Origin of the sequence: Pseudomonas asturiensis, assembly GCF_900143095.1 — a bacterium.
Lineage (GTDB): Bacteria > Pseudomonadota > Gammaproteobacteria > Pseudomonadales > Pseudomonadaceae > Aquipseudomonas > Aquipseudomonas asturiensis.
On record NZ_FRDA01000007.1, the window covers coordinates 44,066 to 63,617 of the forward strand.

A 19,552-nucleotide genomic window follows, 5' to 3' on the forward strand; every position below is an offset into this window, starting at 1 on the left:
CTGCCAACCGGTTCCCCCTGAAGCTATGCGCCTTCAGGAGAATACGATGAACCTCGACGAATTGACCCAGCGGCTGCATCGCATCCGCGACCAGAATGACTGGAAGCCATTTCACAGCCCCAAGAACCTGGCCATGGCCGCCAGTGTGGAGATGTCGGAGCTGGTGGAAATCTTCCAGTGGCTGCGCGAAGACCAGTCCCGCGAGCTGTCACCTGAGCAACTGGCCCATGCCGGGCAGGAAGTGGGTGACATCGTCCTCTATCTGTTGCTGTTGTGCAGCGAACTAGGGCTGGACATGAACGAAGTCGTGCGCAGCAAGCTGGCGGACAGCGAACGGAGATTCGCCAAGTGAGCGACCGCCATTTCGATCAACTGGCCACCCGTTTCGCCGAAAAGATCTACGGCGGCGCCAAGGGCGCGATTCGCCTCGCGGTGCTGCAGGCCGATCTGGAAGAGGCGCTGCCTGAGCGACCGCTGCGCGTGCTGGACATCGGTGCGGGACTGGGCCACATGTCGTTGTGGCTGGCCGAGCGTGGCCATGACGTGACCTTGGCCGAGCCCGCCGAACCGATGCTGGAAGGCGCTCGCCAGCGCTTCGGCGACGCCGGACAGACGGCGACCTTCATTCAGGCCCCCTGGCAGGCGCTGCCCGACCTGCTGACCGATACTTACGACCTGGTGATCTGTCATGCCGTGCTGGAATGGCTGGCCGAACCGCACACCATCCTGCCGGTACTGCACCAGCTCACCAAGCCCGACGGCTGGCTGTCGCTGGCGTTTTACAACCGCGACGCACTGATCTATCGCAACTTGCTCAAGGGTCACTTTCGCAAGATGCGCAAGAACGACATGGCCGGTGAAAAGCAGAGCCTGACGCCCCAACAGCCACTCGACCCTCGGGAACTGGCGACGCAACTTGAAGGACAGTGGCGAGTCGAAACCCAGAGCGGCGTGCGCGTGTTCCACGATTACATGCCGGTGGAGTTCCAGGCCCGGGCCGAGCTGACAGGCCTTCTGGAAATGGAGTTGGCGCACCGGCGTCATCCGGCTTTTGCGGGCCTGGGTCGGTACCTGCACTGGATTTGCCGGCCGGTTTGACACCTTCGGAGATCATCATGAAGCACCGCCTCGCTTTGATCGTTCTGTTTCTGGCGACCAGCGCCTGCCAGAGCAACAATCCGTACGTCGCCAGCTCGATGCCCATTGCGCCTGCACCGCCTCAGGCAGCGCAGACGCTGGACCTGAGCGCCTACCCCGCCCCGCCACGGGATTACGGGCGTTATCGAAGCTGGGCGTGGCTCAATGGCCAACTGCCGCCCGGCACAGCCTGGATGGACGCGGCGCAGGTCGCTGAAGCCGTGAGCAACGGACTGGACCAGCGAGGCCTGCGGCCTGCCCGCAATCAGCCAGCAGACCTGTACGTCAGCGCGGCAACCCGGCAGGAAACCCGCTTGCGCCAGGTGCGCGAGGACTACGAGCCGTATTACGGCGGCGGTCTGGGTTACGGCGGCTATGGGCGCGGTTACGGTCCGGGCTACGGCGGGTATGCCAGCGTGCCAGTGGTTCGGACCTATCAGGAAAAAGTCATGGTGGTGCAGATCAGCCTGTTCGATGCCCGTACCGGTCAACCCGTGTGGAGTGCCAGCGCCGACACTCGCAGCGGCACCGATCAGTCGGACAGCAGCAACGCTTTACGTCAGGCAGTGCAACAAGCGCTGACCGCCTATCCTCCCCGGTAACTCTTTTGGAGAACTGCCATGTTCCGCCGCCTCGTGTTGTTGTCGTGCCTGCTCCTGATCACGGCCTGTCAAACCAGCCAGGTCAACCGTGACTTCGACGCCCAGCGGGACTTTGCCGGCTATCGCACCTGGAGCTGGAAGGAGCCCGGCGTGCAGTATCAGCCTGATGACCCGCGCCTTAAAAGTGACCTGACCGAACAGCGCATTCGCCAGTCGATCAACGATCAACTGGATCAGCGCGGCCTGCGCATGGCACCTGCCGGCAAGCCTGCCGACCTGAGGGTCCAGGCCTGGCTGATCGTCGAAAACCGCCAGCAACTGGTCAGCACCAACTATGGCGGCGGCTGGGGCCCGTGGGGCGGTTACGGTTACTGGGGCGCTCCGATGAACACTGAAACCCGCAGCGTCGACTACAAGGTGTCGACCCTGCAGATCGACCTGTTCGACAGCAAGGACGGCAAACTGGTCTGGCGCGGCAGCACCGAGCGCATCCTCAGCGATAACACAGGTAACCCGGCCGACCGGGACACCGCCATGCGCGCAACAGTGGCCAAAATCCTGGAGCAGTACCCGCCGCGTTGAGCTCGATGATGCACACCTGATCGCGCCCCTCGACACCAGCACACCTCCAACGCCTTGACTACACTCCCGGACAACAGGTGAGGAAGCGATGGCGATGCCGAAGGAGTGCTGATGTCTCCCCTGATTCACTACACCGCCCAGCGGGCTCGGCAACGCGGTGCGATCGGACTGATGGCTGCGCTGACGCTTGGTCTTGCATTGCTGTTCGCGCTGGTGGTGATCGACAGCGGCAGGCTGTACCTGGAAAAACGCTCCTTGCAGCGTGTGGCCGACATCGCCGCGCTGGAAGCCGCAGGTCGCAAGGGCACTTGCACGGCAGGCGCGAGCGCCAGCAGTTATGCCAATCAGAGCGCGATACGTAACGGCTTCACACCGGGCACGGACGGACGCACGCTGGTCGCAAGCTGCGGCACGCTGGCTGCCAATCCCCAGAGTCAACGCGTCTTCACCGCCAACGCTACGCAATCCGACGTCATTCAGGTGGTGGTCACCCACGCCGTGCCGCGCAGCATGGCTGCGGGCATCGGCGCGCGTTTCAGCAGCGGGCCGGTTTCTCCCACCATTGAGCTCAGCGCCACAGCGGTGGCAGCGGGTACACCGCCATTGGCGGCGCTGACCATCCGCAGTTCAGCCACCACCATCGACAGCGCCAAAGCCGCGATTCTCAACCCCGTCGTGGGCACAATGCTGGGCGGCACGCTGAACCTGAGCGTTGCGAACTGGCAGGCCCTGGCCAGCACTGACCTGAGCCTGCTGGCGTATCTGAACCGGCTGAAGACCGATCTGAACCTGACTGCCGTCGGGTACACCGAAGTGCTCAACACCACGGTAACCGTCAGCCAACTGGTCCAGAGCGCCATCAATGTCCTGGACGCCAACGGCACGTTGAGCGGCACCGCCACCCTCGCGGGTCTGCAAGCCATCAAGGCCGCCACCGGCACCACCACTGTCCTGCTCGGGAAACTGCTGGCCGTGCAAGGCGGTACCGACATCGCAGCACTGAACACCCAGTTGCGGCTGACGGACCTGATCCAGGGCCTGGCACAACTGGCCAACTACAAGAATGGTGTCTCGGCGGCGACACAAATCAATGTCGGCAACCTGGCGCAGGTCACGGCACGCATCCAGGTCATCGAGCCGCCTCAACTGTCAGCCATTGGAGACCCCGGCAAAATCGATCCGCTCAACCCCAGGAACGGTGCCAACCGGATCTACGTGCGTACCGCACAGATGCGCGCACTGGTGTCGATCAACCTGCCGGCACTGGCGCCCATCACGTCACTGGTCAACACCGCAAGTTCAGTGGTGGGCAGCCTGACACCGCTGCTCAACAGTGCCTTGAATCTGAACCTGGCGGGAATCATGGACTCATCGATCTGCGCGCTGGGTCTTTCCGGCTGTATAGTCTCGGACATCAGGTTTCTGGATAACTCTTCAACGGCCGGCCCCAGAATCGACCTCAGCCTGTCAATGGCCAGTGCCGACAGCTATGTCACTGGCTACACCTGCGCGAGCAATACCAACAAGACGCTAAGCGTTCACACCGAGACTGCCTTGGTCACTGCCAAACTCGGACAGATATCCGGTGCCTCAGCCTTTCCGACGAGCACCGATCCATCGGCCGTCACAGCAGTACCGCTGCCTGTCATTGATATAGGGACTCAGACCTGCAAAAGGTTACTGGGACTGCCATTGCAGAATGGTTGCGGTCCCCGCACACCTTTCGGCGGTGGCGGCATCGGCCTCACGTTCGACACCGTCAGCCAGGCGCCGCTGGGCAGCGCCTCGGCGACCAACACCACGTTCAGCTCGCCCAACCTGCCGGAGATCAGCACTGCGCCGTACTTCCTCGCAAGCACCGCATCGGTGACGCCCGGCAGCCTGCTCAACAACACCGTTTCGTCAGTGAAGGTCAACGTCTACAAGCCCGCCACCAGCACAACGCTGGGCAACCTGATCACGGGCACGGCCACGCTGCTGACCACGCTGACCAACGCACTCGACACCGTGGTCGAGAGCACTCTGAAAGAAGCGCTGACCTCGGTCGTAGATCCTCTGCTGGCAGCCCTTGGCGTTACGCTGGCGCCCGCCGATGTCGGGGTCAATCTGAGTTGCAACTTCGGCCAGGCCCACCTGGTGATCTAGCTGGCGTTGAAGATCGGCAGTTCGATGCGAAACCGTGCGCCTTCACCCACGTTGCTGACCGTCAACTGACCGCCCATCTGGTCGACGATGCCGTAGCTGACCGACAACCCCAGCCCGGTGCCCACGCCTATCGGCTTGGTGGTGAAAAACGGCTCGAAAATCCGCTCCAGCAGACGTGGATCGATACCGCCGCCGTTGTCCTGCACACTCAGGCGGATAATATTTTCGTCACGCTCGACCTCGACGCCAATCCAGGGCTCGAAATCGCGATCCTTCTCGCGGCGTGACAGAAGAGCATCGCGGGCGTTGACCATCAGGTTGATCAGCACTTGTTCCAGCTGATCCATATGCCCGCGCACCTGCACCGGCTCGCCCATCTCGCCAATACGCAGTTGCACACCCTTGCCCCTCATGCCTTCGGACAGCATCGAAAGCGTGCCCTCCACGGCCTGGGCCGGATTGAACAGTTGCTCCTCGATCTCGGAACGACGACCGAAGACCCGCATGTGGTCCACCACCCGCGCGGCACGCTGTACCTGGGAGTCGATGCGGTTGAGCTTTTCGGTGAGGTATTCAATATCGACATCGCCCCTGCCCAGCCGCTTGAGGACATTGACCACCGCCATGCGCATGACATTGAGCGGCTGATTGATCTCGTGAGCCAACCCGGTCGACATTTCGCCCAGCGTCGCCATTTTAGCGCTCTGGTTCAATTGCATCCGCGAGCGACGCACATCGGTGTTGTCACGGCCCACCGCCTGGATCTCGACCAGCGTGCCCTGTTCGTCGAATACGCCACGGTCTGCCCAGACCCACCAGGCGTATTCGCGCCCGGGCAGTTCGATGCAGATTTCTTCGGTGCTCATCGGTTCTTCGGGTGTGAGCTGGCTGATACGGCGAAGGAACGCGTCACGTTGCTCATCCGATAGCCAGTCGCCCAGATTGATGCCCGTCAGTTGCTCCGGTGTGCACTCCATGTAATTGGCCAGCGGTTTATTGCCGAAGCTGAGCACCAGGTCCGGGGTATAACGGCAGATCATCGCCGGCGAATCCTCGACCAGAATCCGGTAGCGCTCCTCGCTCTTGCGCACCTGCTCGGCCGCCAGCGTGGCTTCGGTCACATCCAGCCACAGACCTACGGCCTCCACCGGCATGCCGAGGTCGTCGCGCAGCAGGCGGGCCTCATCAAGCAGCCAGTGGTAGCTGCCGTCCTTGCCGCGCAGTCGGTAGCGGCGGCTGACAAAGCCTTCGCGCAGCAACTGCCGGTTGCGCTCGAACCAGATGTCACGGTCCTGCGGGTGAATGTATTCAGCCAGTTGGCCCTCGACGCATTCAGCCAGTGTCCAGCCCAGCAAAGGCGTAAGACTGTCACTGAAAAACGTCGGCTCCAGATTGCCGTGATCGTAGCGCTGCACATAGATCACGGCAGGCGAGCTGGCGATCAGGTTATCCAGCCGCGCATGCGCTGCGGCGGCATCCGTTTCCTGATTCTTGATATCGCTGACATCCAGCATGAAACCCAGCACGCGCTGCACCTGACCGCTGATCAGAGCCTGGCCCTGAATCCGGAACCAGATCGTTTCCTGCGCCGGATCGGTCTGCGCCAGACGCACGCAGAACAGCATCGGCGTACCTTTGTCGCGCAACTGCGTCAGGCGACTGGCCAGCTCCTGACGGTCGGCAGGATGGATCAACGCCAGCCAGTCCTGTCGCGGCAGGCTCTCGACCCGATCCGCCAGACGCAGGCTGCGCGCCAGTTGCGGCGCGAGCAGGATTTCGTCACTGCCAGGCAACAGCTCCCACCAGCCAGTACCGAGCAGATCCTGAAGCACCGCCAGCCGCTCGACATGGTGACGGTTGTGCTGTTCCGACAGCCTGAACAGCACTGGCCCCGCCAGCGCGGAACACAGGTTCAGCCATTCCCGCTCCCCCAGGTCAGGGGCATGCTGGCGAGCGTCGTAGAAACCGAACAGCAACCAGGCCCTGGCTACCCCTTCGCGGCTATGGGGCATCAGAAAACCGTCAGCGTTGCCGAATGCGCTTTGCAACGGCCCGGACATCGAGCCCGAGCCGAACGACAGTTGATGAGTGGTGTTGGCGTTGAGCGTGTCCAGCGCCGCGCCAAGACGCTGACCTGCCTGCCACAACTCCGGCGCCGTGTGAGCGTTGTACTGGCAGTAGACCTGCCAGCCCACACCGCCGGGCGCAGGCAGGGCCAGCGCGACACAGGGTATGCGCCAGTGCTGCGCCAGTTCTTCGAGCTGTTCCGACACCACGGCCTTGAGGCGATCGACGTGGCACACGCGCACCCGTTCGGCTATCTGCCCGGCCACGCGCAGGCACTGCTGACGGCTACGGGCTGCGCTGGCCTCCTCCATCAGATCGCTGATGTCCAGCAACTGCAGCAGCCAATCCTTGCCGCGCGCCTGCACCCAGCCACGCGCGTGCAAGGTATGAGCATCGGCACTCTTGAAGTCCAGATCGAGCATGTGCCCCAACCAGTCACGCGGAATGCCTTCGATCACCAGCGCACTGTTGGGTAACAGCAGGCTCATCAAGCGCTGAGCGGCGACCATCGGGGCCGCGATGCCAAGGCGTAAAGCCAGGTGAGGACTGATGCTCTGAACCCGCCCGTCATCATCCAGAAGCAGGTACAGGTCGGCACCGATAGGGTCTGGTTCCTTTGCAACGGACACGGTCTGCTGAACAGGGGGCGCTTCGGCACGGCCCAGCCAGCGACTCAAACGGCTTTTATCAAGGGACAAGTTGCAGGCTCGCTTGGGCAGAGAGGTGAGTGGGCAGGCGCGGTATTTCACCGATAACGGGCAAGGTCAGAAACGGCAGGACCTGGGCCAGTCGGGATTTGGGATAACTGATGTTGGCGGTCAGCACCCCGGCCGTGTAGGTCACACGCACATTAGCGCTGCTGAACCCGAGCGATGCGGGTATCCAGGACAGCTGGTTCATGACCACGGTCTCGGCCTGAGTCACCACCATCTGGTTGTAGTTGGCCACCGAGGGGCTCAGCGCCACGCTGCGCCGCACCGCTTCACTCGCTGCGGCGTTGAACGACTGCAGCATCAGCAGCGGCAGGCTGTAACTCACAGCGCCGTAGAACACGGCGAAGAACATGACGAATACCGCCGCGAACTCGATAGCGGCAGCGCCCCGTTGTCTGCGGGGCGAAGAAAGAGGCGGGGCTGTTGCCATATCAACGTCTACCCTGACAGTCACTGCTTCAGTGTCAGCATAGTTTCTTTCAAGGAATGAGGATGTTTTTTAACTGATGGATTTATTTTTCCTACTCACATGGTTTGCCGTCTGCGCTGAACAGGACGCTCGAAAGAAAGAAATTTCCAACTGGCTGACAGTGGGGATTGCAGCCTTGGCATTGGTGTTTCTGGCGTGCACCGGGCACACCTGGACCGGCGCGAATCCCAATGACGCAGGACTGGCTGCCGTGATCGCACTGGCCCTGACCCTGCCGGGCCATGCGCTGCGAAAGCTGGGGGCTGCAGACGTGAAATTGCTGCTGGCGCTGGCGCTGGCAAGCGACACCCTGTACCTGCTAGGCACGTTTATCGGCGCCGCAATCGCCTTGGCCGCATGGGCAATGGCAGGCCAGTACCTATGGTCGCTTTTAAACCAGAGGCTTACGCGCCGTTACTTGCTGATGCGCCCGGGAATGACAAATAAATATCCTTTTTCGCCGTTTCTGTTTATCGGGCTCGCCACGGTGAGCTTACTTATCCGTTGATCGAAGAAGCCATTAGCGCCATGTACATAATCACAAAGTACGACTACGTTTAATTTCGACAGTCGATATCAGCGCCGACATGAGTTGAACCCTCATCGCTCAGTGTCCTCGAAGTTGGAGAATGGACTCTGGCCTCCGTCTTTACCGTATTGCCCACTGACAGGGAGTTGCGCGTGAATACCTTTTCGCCGGTAAAAATTCTGGTCGTCGATGACCAGCCGCTCATCGTCGAAGAACTCAGCGAGTTCCTTGAAAGCAGCGGATACCCATGCATACCCAGCTTCTCAAGCCGCGAAGCCATCGAACACTTCACCCGGGATGACGCCATCGGCATCGTCCTGTGCGACCTGGACATGCCTGGCATGGACGGCATCGAGATGGTCGAGACGATGAAACGCCTCGGGGGCAGGAAGCACCTGTTCGAAGCGATCATGCTGACCGGCAAGGCCGAGAAGAAAGACGTGATCAAGGCCTTGCGAGCCGGCATCGCCGATTACTACCAGAAACCTGTCGACCTGAACGAGATGCTTGAAGGCGTACAGGCTCAGGTCAAGGCGCTGGCCGAGCGGCAGAGGAACCATCAACAGCTGGGCCTGCTCAACGAAAAGCTTCAGTATCTGGCGGCGTCCATCGACGATCTGTATCAGAACCTGGATCAGGCAAGAGGCTCGGCAGCGCCCGACCAAAGCGCCTCTGTCGAAACAGATAAGGATCAGCCGGTGCCTGACGCTTTCACCAAGCTCTCTCCACGCCAGCTCGACGTGGCGTTGCTGGTCAGCACCGGGCAGACCAACTATCAGATCGCGTGCGAACTGGGCATCACCGAAAACACCGTCAAACTTTACGTCTCGCAGGTCCTGCGCCTGACGCGCATGCACAACCGCACGCAACTGGCGCTGGCGTTTTCACCCGGCAAACACGCCAGGCAGCGCGTAGCGCTGGACTGAAGTCAGACCTGCACTTCAGGCAGCACGACGTGGTACGGCGCTTCGACCAGCGCCGAATGCACCTGATTACGACCCGCGTGCTTGGCACGGTACAGCGCGTTATCGGCCTGGGAAGCCAGCGTCAGGCTGTCATCGTGCGCGCCCAGACAAACCACGCCCGCACTGAAGGTGCAGAACAGATCCGCAGGCTGGGCGGGGTAGTGGATTTCTGCAAAGCGGTGGCGGATTTCTTCCAGCACCTTGTGCGCGCTGTGAATGTCGGTGTCCGGCATCACGATGGCAAATTCCTCGCCACCGTAACGGCCGATGAAATCGGTCTTGCGCAACCGCTGCTTGAGAAACAGCGCCAGGCTTTTGATCACCCGGTCGCCCATCGGATGCCCGTGGCTGTCGTTGACCTTCTTGAAATGGTCAATATCGAGCATCGCAAAGCACAACGGTTTGCCTTCGCGACGCGAACGAAAACTGCAGTCTTCCAGCAACTGCAGAATATGCGTGTGGTTGTACAGCCCGGTCAGGCTGTCGCGAACCATGCGCGCCTTGAGGTTGCGCGCCCTGGCGGCCCGGTTGCGTACGGTGGTGATCAGGTGGCGCGGCTTGATCGGCTTGGTCAGGAAGTCATCCCCGCCTTCGCTCATGGCGTCCAGTTGCTTGTCCTGATCGTCCTCGGCAGACAGGTAGATGATAGGCACGCTGACGTAGCGATCATTGTGGCGGATGACCTTGGCAAGCTCGGTTCCCGTGCAGCCAGGCATGTACATGTCGAGAATGATCAGATCAGGCTGGAACTCAGCCAGCTCGGGCATCGCCTGAATCGGGTCGAGCAAGGTACGCGTGACGATACCGGCCGCATTGAGCACCCGTTCGGTGTGCGTGGCCTGAGCGCGGGAGTCGTCGATGATCAGTACCTTGTAAGGCTCGTATTGCGCCACACAGGTCAGCACTTCGATTTTTTCCAGCAGGCTGGAGGCTTCCAGCGTCCCGGTCAGAAACTCCTGCCCACCGGCACGTACCGCGGCCAGCCGGGTCGGGGTATCGGTTTCGTGAAGGCTGAAGAACAACAGCGGCAACTTCTGTTCAAGGCCTTCCTGCGCCTGAGACGCGAGTTTCAGCCCTTGTGACGGTCCGCTGAAATCGACATCCATGACGATGGCGGCCGGATGACGCTGTGTCATTGCCGTCTGAAATTCCGGGACGCTGTGCAAGGACATCGCCGACAACCCGAAAAACTCCAGCTGCTTGGCCAGCCGCTCAGCACGCTCATGGTCCTGCAGCGCAATGTAAACAGGCTTGCGCAACGGCGGCAGCGAGGTCTGCTCCAGCCTGTCACCCTGACGCAGGCCGGTACGGGACAGGCGCTGCATCAGACGGTTGAGCTCAGTGATGGCGCTGCTGTTCAACCGCCCCCGGTTGGCCTCGACAGCTTCCAGTGCCTCACCGATGTCCTGCGCCAATGCAACGTGCTCGGCCTGCTCGAACCGCTCCGCGAAGCGCAGCAGACGCAGCGTGGACTCTTTCAGCTCCGCCATGTCACCGGCCGACCACTCGCCTTTTTGCAGCCGCTGCCAGGTCTCCAGTATCTGGCGTGCTTGATGAATGACCCGTTGGGCAAAATGCTGCTTTAAGCGATCACGGCTGGGATCTTCGGGCTCGGTCATATTCAGGCTACTGTGAGTGTCGCTGAGCGGTACAAATAATGGCGCTATGCTAGCACCTCCCATACGACAGCAGAGTGCCGTAAGTCACTTATTTGACAACAAAACTATGGCGCTATGCCATTACGTATAACTATGCATGTATAGCTTATTGCTATCACGCACCTGATCATTTCGTAACCCGTTGAAATAATTAACTTTACGGGAAATATCATACCCACGGGATGGCTTTTCCAGCGCCTGAAATGGACAGAATAAAGGCTATTACGGGCAATCCGTCTTGCACGATCCTGGATTTCCCGTGCGCCCGCCCTGTGTCAGAGACGCGCAGGCGTTATGTTCCCGGTAAAAAACCGCCCGTATGTGCTCGTCCATTGCACCTTGAGGTAAGGTTATGGTCGAACGCCTCGTGAAGCATTCAACTCAAGATCGAAAGGACCCTACCATGCTGGATTGGAAGAACCGCGCAGGCAGCGCGGGTGAGCGTACCGCTGACACTGCATCGGTCAAACGACGCGGCTATCTGGGCAACCTGTTCTACAGCCGCGCGCTGGGTGCCTTGGTCTTGATCTACCTGATTGTGTGCCTGGTGGTCGGCTGGTACTGGAGCAAGGAGCCTGCACTGTTTCCCGTGCAGCAAAACGCCCAGGCGGCAGCCGAGCGCGAAGGCAAGCAGATGGTCATCGGCTACACCACCGTCGAGACCCTGAAAAGCGTCACCCAGACCCTTCTGGACAAGCGCGGAGGCTACCTTTCCAACGACCGCATGCCGCCGGGCCTTTGGCTGGACAACATTCCGAGCTGGGAATACGGCGTGCTGGTCCAGGTGCGAGACTTGAGCCGTGCGCTGCGCAAGGACTTCGCCCGTTCACAGTCGCAATCGGCTGAAGACGGCGATCTGGCCCGTGCCGAGCCACTGTTCAACTTCAACAACCGCAGTTGGATATTGCCGTCCAGCGAATCGCAATACGCCGAGGGTATCAATGCCCTGAGCCGCTACCAGGCACGCCTGTCCGACCCGAACCAGAAAGGCGCGCTGTTCTACGCACGCGCTGACAACCTGAACAACTGGCTGGGCGATGTCGGCACCCGTCTGGGTTCGTTGTCGCAGCGTCTGTCGGCCAGCGTCGGTCGGGTCAAGCTCAACAGCACCCTGAAAACAGAAGCCATTGCATCGGTCAAGCCGGGTGAAGTGCCACAGGTAGACGAAGAAATCGTCGAAACCCCATGGCTGGAAGTGGATAACGTCTTCTATGAAGCACGTGGTCAGGCCTGGGCCCTGTCTCATCTGCTGCGCGCCATCGAAGTCGACTTCGCCGACGTACTGGCCAAGAAGAACGCCACGGTCAGCGTGCGTCAGATCATTCGTGAGCTCGAGGCCTCGCAAGAGCCGCTGTGGAGCCCGATGATTCTCAACGGCAGCCCGTTCGGTGTGTTCGCCAACCACTCGCTGGTGATGGCCAACTACATCTCGCGGGCCAACGCGGCGGTCATTGATCTTCGTCAGTTGTTGAACCAGGGCTGATGTCGATTTCCTCGCACGAGGCCGCGCACCGCGCCGCCTCGGACGCCGAGCTGATCGCCTGGGTCGATGAGCACGACACGCTTTTGGGTGCGTTGCCACGCGCCGAGCTGCGCGAGCGCGGCCTGATCGGGCGCGGCACCTACATTCTGCTGTTCAACTCCGCAGGCGAGCTGTGCGTGCATCGTCGCACGCTCAGCAAGGCGATCTATCCCGGTTACTGGGACGTCGCCGCAGGCGGCATGGTGCAGTCCGATGAAACCTACGCCGAATCCGCCGCCCGCGAGCTGGAAGAGGAACTGGGCGTGCACGGCGTGACATTGCAGGCGCATGAGCGGTTTCTCTTCGACCAGCCGGGCAACCGGATCTGGTGCGCGGTGTTCTCTGCCGTCTGGGATGGGGCCTTGAGCCTGCAACCGGAAGAGGTGATGGAAGCGCGCTTCATGCCTATCGCAGAGGTGCTGCGCCAGACCGAACAGCAACCCTATTGCCCTGACTCGCTGGCAGCCCTTAAACGCCATCTCGGGCAGGTCGCAAATGTTCAGTAAATTGGCGCATTGAACCCCTTAGCAACTGACTGTTTTGTCGTTACACTGCGCGACCTTTTCAAGCCGGGCCGGCCTTGCCGTCCCGGTAGCGCTGCCCCTGCCAGAGTGGGGCTTCGCGGTCGATGGCTTAAACAAGCCCGGCCCATCTTCAGTCCTCAACAAGAGGATTTCGCGTGGCTAAAAAAGCCGCTTCCTTCGCCGCCCTGGGTGGCCTGGTATTTTCAACCGACTCAGGGCGTCACTGCCCCGACTGTCGCCAACCCGTCGATAACTGCACCTGCAAGCAGACCGCCATTCCCGAAGGGGACGGCATCGCCCGCGTTCGTCGCGAGAGCAAGGGGCGCGGCGGCAAGACCGTTACCACCATTACCGGCGTGCCATTGGCCGAAGAGGCGCTCAAGGAACTGGCCAAGGCGCTCAAGCAGCGTTGCGGCACAGGCGGCGCGCTCAAGGACGGGGTGATCGAGATTCAGGGCGATCATGTCGAACTGCTGCTGGCCGAACTGATCAAGAAAGGCTTCAAGGCCAAAAAATCCGGCGGCTGACAAGCGCATCAAAACCGTCACCTACACTCTTTACACTGCGCCCAGCCGGCTATGAGCTGGCGCTATGACTTCTTTATAGGGGACTTCGATGTCCGTACGACGTACACGCAAAGACGATGGCAGCCAATGGACCGTTGCGGACAGCCGCAGCGTTTATGGCATTCGCCATTGGGGTGCCGGTTATTTTGCGATCAATGAAGCCGGGCGCGTTGAAGTTCGTCCCAACGGGGCTGGCAGCTCGCCTATCGATCTTTACGAGCAGGTCGAAGACTTGCGCAAGAGCGGTCTGTCCCTGCCGTTGCTGGTACGTTTTCCTGACATTCTGCAGGACCGTGTCCGTCAGTTGACCGGTGCGTTCGACAGCAACATTGCCCGACTGGAATACCAGAGCCAGTACACCGCGCTCTACCCGATCAAGGTCAACCAGCAAGAAGCGGTGGTCGAAAACATCATCGCCACGCAGAACGTCTCCATCGGTCTGGAAGCGGGCTCCAAGCCCGAGTTGATGGCCGTGCTGGCGCTGGCGCCGAAAGGCGGCACCATCGTCTGCAACGGTTACAAGGACCGCGAGTTCATTCGTCTGGCGCTGATGGGCCAGAAGCTGGGCCACAACGTCTTCATCGTCATCGAGAAAGAGTCCGAAGTCGAACTGGTGATCGAAGAAGCCGCCGAGCTCAAGGTCGCGCCTCAGGTCGGCCTGCGTGTGCGCCTGTCGTCCCTGGCATCGAGCAAGTGGGCGGATACCGGTGGCGAGAAATCCAAGTTCGGTCTGTCGGCCGCGCAACTGCTGTCGGTGGTCGAACGTTTCCGCAAAGCCGGTCTGGACCAGGGCATTCGCCTGCTGCACTTCCACATGGGCTCGCAGATCGCCAACCTGGCCGACTATCAGCACGGTTTCAAGGAAGCGATCCGCTACTACGGCGAGCTGCGCAACCTCGGCCTGCCAGTCGATCACATCGACGTCGGCGGCGGTCTAGGCGTGGATTACGACGGTACTCACTCGCGCAACGCCAGCTCGATCAACTACGACATGGACGACTACGCCGGTGTCGTGGTCGGCATGCTCAAGGAATTCTGCGATGCGCAGGGCTTGCCGCATCCGCACATTTTCTCGGAAAGCGGCCGCTCGCTGACCGCTCACCACGCCATGCTGGTGGTGCAGGTGACTGACGTCGAGAAACACAACGACGAAGTGCCTGAAATCGCCGACAAGGAAAGCCTGCCGGAAACCGTGCAATGGCTGGTCGACCTGCTGGGGCCGACCGACATCGAGATGGTCACCGAGACCTACTGGCGCGCGACGCACTACATGAGCGACATCGCCACCCAGTACGCCGACGGCAAGATCACCCTGGCGCAGAAAGCGCTGGGCGAGCAGTGCTATTTCGCTGTGTGCCGCCGCCTGCACAACTCCTTGAAAGCGCGTCAGCGCTCGCATCGTCAAGTGCTGGACGAACTCAACGACAAGCTGGCCGACAAGTACATCTGCAACTTCTCGGTGTTCCAGAGCCTGCCGGACACCTGGGCCATCGGCCAGGTGCTGCCGATCCTGCCGTTGCATCGGCTGGGCGAAGAGCCGGTGCGCCGCGCCGTGCTTCAGGACCTGACCTGCGACTCAGACGGCAAGATCAAGCAGTACGTCGACGAGCAGAGCATTGAGACCAGCATGCCGGTCCATCCGCTGAACGAGGGCGAGGACTACCTGCTGGGGATCTTCCTGGTCGGCGCGTATCAGGAAATTCTCGGCGACATGCACAACCTGTTCGGTGACACCGACTCGGTCAACATCTACCAGAATCCGGACGGTACGGTTTACCACGCAGGCATCGAGACTCACGACACCATCGAAGACATGCTGCGCTATGTGCACTTGTCGCCGGAAGAACTGATGACCCATTATCGGGACAAGGTCGCCAGCGCCAAGATCACCCCGCGCGAACGCACCTACTTCCTCGACGCCCTGCGTCTGGGACTGACGCGCTCTTCCTACCTGTCGTCCTGATCCATGCGCTGGATCGTGCCCATCGCCATGATGGGCACGATCAGCGTAAGGCTTTGCCCACACCCGTTGTAGGCAACTTCCTTTTCAGCACCCCGTCACTTTATCCATCCGTCTTCTCCGCCAGAATCGCCGCCCGCATTTCCGGTCGAGAATTACCCATGCCACAACCCGCCAGCGAGCCCTTCTTTCGTCTGGAGATCGCACGCCTGCGTCGACATTTCAGCGTGCTGTCTTTCAGTGCAACCGAAGCCATCAGCGAGCCCTTCCTCTTCGACCTGCTGGTCAGCGGCGATGAGATCGATCTGGGCAGCCTGATGTTCAAGCCCGCCTTCCTGAGTCTGAACGGCAGCCCGCAGGGTTTTCACGGACAGATTCAAGGCGCGACACGCGCGCACTACCGGCCTGGGCCTGCGTGCTATCGATTGACCGTCGGCCCACGACTGGCCTGCCTGGACCTGCGCTACAACCAGCGGGTGTTTCAGCGCATGAGCGCCACGCAGATCATTGCCCGAGTGCTCAGAGAACACGGCCTCAAGGAACGCTACCGCTTCGATCTCACCCAAGAATGTCGCCTGCGTGAGACCTGCTTTCAGCACAACGAATCCGACCTGCAACTGGTGCATCGCCTGTGCGCCGAAGAAGGCATCCACTACCACTTCAGACACACCCGCCGCAGCCACCAAGTGGTGTTCAGCGAAGGGCTGCGAAGCCTTCCACGCGCACCTATTGCGCCATGGTCCCCGTCCGGACAACCATCCGGCGTGATAGATTTCGCCGTGACGCAGGACGCAGATGACGTGCCCGGCAGTCGCAGTCATCAACGGGCACAAGGGGAAAGCAACCTGCTCAGTGTGACTGCTGGTTTATTGCTGCCACTGGCCGGCCATACCGAACGGGACTGGAACCACTTGTGGCTGGTGACGCAGGTCCAGCATCACTTCGACGGCAGCGCGGCCACTGATCGTACGACCAATAGCGCCTACCGGAACCGGTTTCAGGCTATCCCGTGGGAAGTGGGTTTCAATCCCCCTTATGCATCCCGACACGTTGCCGGACTGCAACGTGCCTGGATCGTGGGGCTAGCAGGTCAACGAAGCGACCTCGACCCGAGCGGGCGCGTGCAGGTGCAATTCGAGTGGGCGCAGCCGGGTGATCGACAGTCCACCTGCTGGCTGCCGGTTTTACCGGACCTGAACCTGCATTGCGTGGGCGGCAAGGAGGTGGTGGTCGCCTTCGACAAGGGCGATCTGGACAGCCCCTGGATCATCGCGACGCTACATGGCGACTCGCCGACCTCGCCCATTCTGCAAGCGCAGGGCCCCGATCAGGCCGCCACCGAACGCTTCAGGATGCGACTCGACTGGCAGGCCGTCATGGGTGACGGCAACAGGCTGTATGTGGACGACGGTTCGCGAATGTGTATCGAACAAGGCTGCCATCTGGTGTTCGAAGTAGGTGACAGTCAGGTGAGGTTCGATGCAGACGGGGTGACCATGATCAGCCCCCGCATCGTTCTCGACACTCAACTGCCCGAGGTCGATCTGGACACGTGGGGTGATCCGGACGACGCGGGCTGACGTAGCGGTTCAATACGGCCATGACTGCCGTCGCTGCGCAAGACGTTTTCAGCCCTGGTCCAGCCCCGCGCACTCCAATCGAGCGTAACCATGATCCGAACGATGTTCCTGACGCTGATGACTGCAACCCTGCTGGCGATCCTGTCAGGTTGCTCTGCCTTGAAAGTGCTCAACGCATTGACGCCCACCAGTACGGTCGACAAGGTCTCGGGGCTCGCATACGGCCCGGACCCACGTCACCGGCTGGACGTGTACACCCCCAGGACGAAAGTCGCTCAGGCGCCGGTCGTGGTGTTTTTCTATGGCGGCAGCTGGAACAGTGGCTCACGCAGCGATTATGACTTTGTCGGGGAGTCGCTCGCCGCCAAGGGTATCGTGGTGATCATCGCCGACTACCGACTGTATCCCCAGGTCCGCTACCCAAGCTTCCTGGAAGATTCAGCCAAGGCACTGGCGTGGGCCTATCGAAACGCGGCGGCCTTTGGCGGCGATACGCATCGTCTGTATGTGATGGGCCACAGTTCGGGGGCCTACAACGCTTCAATGCTCGCACTCGACTCGCGCTGGCTGGCGCGGGAAGGCCTGTCGCCCGCCATCCTCAGTGGCTGGATAGGCCTGGCCGGCCCGTACGACTTCCTGCCGATCAAGAATGCCGACGTCAAACCGGTGTTCTTCTTCCCGAATTCACCGCCTGACTCGCAGCCCATCAACCATGTCAGCGCGGGAGCGCCACGCGCACTGCTGATGGCTTCGGACGATGACTCGCTGGTTAATCCGGTGCGCAACACGGGAGGCCTGGCCACGCGCCTGCGCAGCGACGGCGTGCAGGTCCGTGAGCGCTATTTCTCGCGCACCAACCACGGCACGCTGATCGGTGCGTTTGCCAGACCCTTGCGCAGCCTGGCACCGGTGCTTGATGAGGTCGTGCTGTTCGTCAATCCGCCTCGCGCACCCTCGGCTGTAGCCGCTGCGCAGCCCGCGGCTCAGTGAACGAACCAGCCATCCTTGCGCGTCAGACGCCAGGCGATGGTGCCCAGACTGATGCCGCGCAACAGGGTGAACGCCAGAAAGGTCAGCCATAACGCATGGTTATCATGGCTGGCCGCCAGATACGCGACTGGCGCGATGGCGGCGGCGCTGATCAGCATCGCGTTGCGCATCTCGCGGGCACGGGTCGCGCCGATGAACAGCCCGTCGAGCAGGTAGCTCCAGACCGCAAGCAGCGGCATCAGCGCCAGATAAGGCAGATAGATCATCGCCGTATCACGCACGTCCGGGATGTCGGTCTGTAAACGAATAAACCAGTGACCGCCGACCAGAAACAGCAGCGCGAACCCGACGCTGGCAATCAGCGACCAGCCTGCGGCGACCACCAGTGAGCGGCGCAAGGTCGCCCGGTCACGCGCACCGATGGCATGTCCACACAGGGCCTCCACCGCATGCGCCAGCCCGTCCAGTGCGTGGGAGGTCAGCAGCAGGCCATTGAGCAGCAGCGCATTGGCGGCGACCGTCGCATCCCCCAGCCGAGCGCCCTGCACGGTGATCAGGAACATCACCGATTGCAGCGCCAGCGTGCGCAGAAAGATGTCGCGATTGACCGCCAGCAGAGGCCGCCAGTTGCTCCACCGTTTCAGTGCCGCCCAGACGATCTGACCCGGCCAGTCACGCAGCGTCCTGTTCGCCAGAACCAGACCGAGCAGCACGCCGGTCCATTCCGCCAGCACCGAGGCCCGGGCAGAGCCCACCACGCCCCAGTCCAGACCGATCACGAACCAAAGATTGAGCGCGATGTTGACCAGGTTGGTGGTGAGCAGAATCGCCAGGGGTGCCCGCGCATTTTGCGTGCCGAGAAACCAGCCCACCAGCGCATAGCTGGCGAGCGCTGCGGGCAGGCCGAACAACCGGGTATGAAAGAAATCCAGGGTCATCTGCTGCAGATCGGCGGACGGCTGCATCAGGCTCAACGCCAACTCGCTGAACGGCACCGCGATCACCCCCAGCACCAGCGCCAGTCCCACTGCCAGCAGCAGGCCCTGCAACAGGATCTGGCGCAGGACCGCGCCATCGGAACGCCCCGCCGCCTGCGCAGCAAAACCGGTGGTGCCCATGCGCAGAAAGCCCATGGCCCAAGCCAGAAACGTATACAAGGTCGCGCCCACCGCCACCGCACCCAGTTGATGCGCATGCGGCAGATGGCCGATCACCGCACTGTCGACCAGCGCAACCAGCGGCACGGAAATGTTCGACAGAATCATCGGCGCAGCCAGCGCCCAGACACGACGATGGGTGGGGCGATGACGCCAATCGCTGAGCAAACTGGACATGAGGACTCCCTGGAAGGCGGGCATTGTAGCCAGCCCTGCGAGGGTTTGCCGAATGAAGGTGTACACATTCCCCTGAATCAACGCAGGTTTTGCTTATGGGCGAAAAGCTGCAGTTCAGTGGCCGAACATGTGTCAGCTGTACTGGCCCTTTCGCGGACAAGTCCGCTCCTACAGTATTTCGTTCACATCGGGATACCGTGGGAGCGGAC

Annotated in this window: 16 protein-coding genes and 2 pseudogenes; 14 read left to right on the plus strand and 4 right to left on the minus strand. The window is 61.3% G+C overall.

Features of this window, described 5'->3' with window-relative positions:
• The first annotated feature begins 46 nt into the window (after positions 1 to 46).
• From BUB69_RS14100 to BUB69_RS14120, 5 genes are all read left to right on the plus strand, one after another.
• Complete coding sequence (locus BUB69_RS14100) at positions 47 to 352, plus strand: MazG-like family protein (protein ID WP_073167800.1); 306 nt, start codon at positions 47 to 49, stop codon at positions 350 to 352.
• A complete protein-coding gene (locus BUB69_RS14105; RefSeq protein WP_073167802.1) occupies positions 349 to 1,098 on the plus strand; it encodes a methyltransferase domain-containing protein in 750 nt (249 codons plus the stop codon). Before BUB69_RS14100 ends, BUB69_RS14105 begins: the two co-directional genes overlap by 4 nt.
• Positions 1,099 to 1,115: 17 nt before the next feature.
• Complete coding sequence (locus BUB69_RS14110; protein WP_073168147.1) at positions 1,116 to 1,739, plus strand: DUF4136 domain-containing protein; 624 nt, start codon at positions 1,116 to 1,118, stop codon at positions 1,737 to 1,739.
• An 18-nt stretch (positions 1,740 to 1,757) separates the two neighbouring features.
• Complete coding sequence (locus tag BUB69_RS14115) at positions 1,758 to 2,321, plus strand: DUF4136 domain-containing protein (protein ID WP_073167804.1); 564 nt, start codon at positions 1,758 to 1,760, stop codon at positions 2,319 to 2,321.
• Between the two features lie 111 nt (positions 2,322 to 2,432).
• A complete protein-coding gene (locus tag BUB69_RS14120) occupies positions 2,433 to 4,466 on the plus strand; it encodes a pilus assembly protein TadG-related protein (protein WP_073167806.1) in 2,034 nt (677 codons plus the stop codon).
• Here BUB69_RS14120 and BUB69_RS14125 read toward each other — a convergent pair.
• Together BUB69_RS14125 and BUB69_RS14130 are read right to left on the minus strand one after the other, a co-directional pair.
• Positions 4,463 to 7,231: a PAS domain-containing sensor histidine kinase gene (locus BUB69_RS14125; RefSeq protein WP_175561737.1), complete on the minus strand. Its 2,769-nt coding sequence runs from the start codon at positions 7,229 to 7,231 to the stop codon at positions 4,463 to 4,465. The two genes, BUB69_RS14120 and BUB69_RS14125, sit on opposite strands and share 4 nt — an antisense overlap.
• On the minus strand, positions 7,221 to 7,676 hold the full coding sequence (locus BUB69_RS14130; RefSeq protein WP_073167808.1) for a TadE/TadG family type IV pilus assembly protein: 456 nt from the start codon (positions 7,674 to 7,676) through the stop codon (positions 7,221 to 7,223). The genes BUB69_RS14125 and BUB69_RS14130 overlap by 11 nt, the downstream gene beginning before the upstream one ends.
• A 76-nt stretch (positions 7,677 to 7,752) precedes the next feature.
• On the opposite strand from BUB69_RS14130, the gene BUB69_RS14135 reads away from it, so the two are divergent.
• The 3 genes and pseudogenes from BUB69_RS14135 to BUB69_RS29615 all read left to right on the plus strand — a co-directional run.
• Positions 7,753 to 8,223, plus strand: a complete 471-nt coding sequence (locus BUB69_RS14135; protein WP_073167810.1) for a prepilin peptidase — start codon at positions 7,753 to 7,755, stop codon at positions 8,221 to 8,223.
• 173 nt (positions 8,224 to 8,396) lie between these two features.
• A pseudogene (locus BUB69_RS29610) lies at positions 8,397 to 8,883 on the plus strand (response regulator); the annotation flags it as partial.
• 68 nt (positions 8,884 to 8,951) lie between these two features.
• Positions 8,952 to 9,170 (plus strand): annotated as a pseudogene (locus BUB69_RS29615) (response regulator transcription factor); the annotation flags it as partial.
• A gap of 2 nt (positions 9,171 to 9,172) precedes the next feature.
• Here BUB69_RS29615 and BUB69_RS14145 read toward each other — a convergent pair.
• The gene (locus BUB69_RS14145) at positions 9,173 to 10,828 is read right to left on the minus strand and encodes a response regulator (RefSeq protein WP_073167814.1); all 1,656 of its coding nucleotides are present in this window, start codon (positions 10,826 to 10,828) and stop codon (positions 9,173 to 9,175) included.
• 442 nt (positions 10,829 to 11,270) lie between these two features.
• On the opposite strand from BUB69_RS14145, the gene BUB69_RS14150 reads away from it, so the two are divergent.
• The 6 genes from BUB69_RS14150 (at position 11,271) to BUB69_RS14175 (ending at position 18,009) form a co-directional block, all read left to right on the plus strand.
• On the plus strand, positions 11,271 to 12,350 hold the full coding sequence (locus BUB69_RS14150; protein ID WP_073167816.1) for a DUF2333 family protein: 1,080 nt from the start codon (positions 11,271 to 11,273) through the stop codon (positions 12,348 to 12,350).
• Positions 12,350 to 12,895 carry an NUDIX hydrolase gene (locus BUB69_RS14155; RefSeq protein ID WP_073167818.1) on the plus strand — a complete coding sequence of 182 codons (546 nt, stop codon included), beginning with the start codon at positions 12,350 to 12,352 and terminating at the stop codon, positions 12,893 to 12,895. Before BUB69_RS14150 ends, BUB69_RS14155 begins: the two co-directional genes overlap by 1 nt.
• Before the next feature lie 173 nt (positions 12,896 to 13,068).
• Positions 13,069 to 13,440 carry a translation initiation factor Sui1 gene (locus BUB69_RS14160; protein WP_073167820.1) on the plus strand — a complete coding sequence of 124 codons (372 nt, stop codon included), beginning with the start codon at positions 13,069 to 13,071 and terminating at the stop codon, positions 13,438 to 13,440.
• A gap of 88 nt (positions 13,441 to 13,528) precedes the next feature.
• Positions 13,529 to 15,442, plus strand: a complete 1,914-nt coding sequence (gene speA, locus BUB69_RS14165) for an arginine decarboxylase (protein ID WP_024685398.1) — start codon at positions 13,529 to 13,531, stop codon at positions 15,440 to 15,442.
• A gap of 158 nt (positions 15,443 to 15,600) precedes the next feature.
• Positions 15,601 to 17,019 (plus strand): type VI secretion system Vgr family protein, encoded by a 1,419-nt coding sequence (locus tag BUB69_RS14170; RefSeq protein ID WP_073167821.1) that lies wholly within the window; start codon positions 15,601 to 15,603, stop codon positions 17,017 to 17,019.
• Between the two features lie 90 nt (positions 17,020 to 17,109).
• Positions 17,110 to 18,009, plus strand: a complete 900-nt coding sequence (locus tag BUB69_RS14175; protein WP_073167823.1) for an alpha/beta hydrolase — start codon at positions 17,110 to 17,112, stop codon at positions 18,007 to 18,009.
• Here the strand turns inward: BUB69_RS14175 and BUB69_RS14180 are convergent.
• Entirely contained in the window at positions 18,003 to 19,343 is a 1,341-nt protein-coding gene (locus BUB69_RS14180) for an MATE family efflux transporter (protein WP_073167825.1), read from the minus strand. The genes BUB69_RS14175 and BUB69_RS14180 overlap by 7 nt on opposite strands.
• Between the last annotated feature and the right edge of the window lie 209 nt (positions 19,344 to 19,552).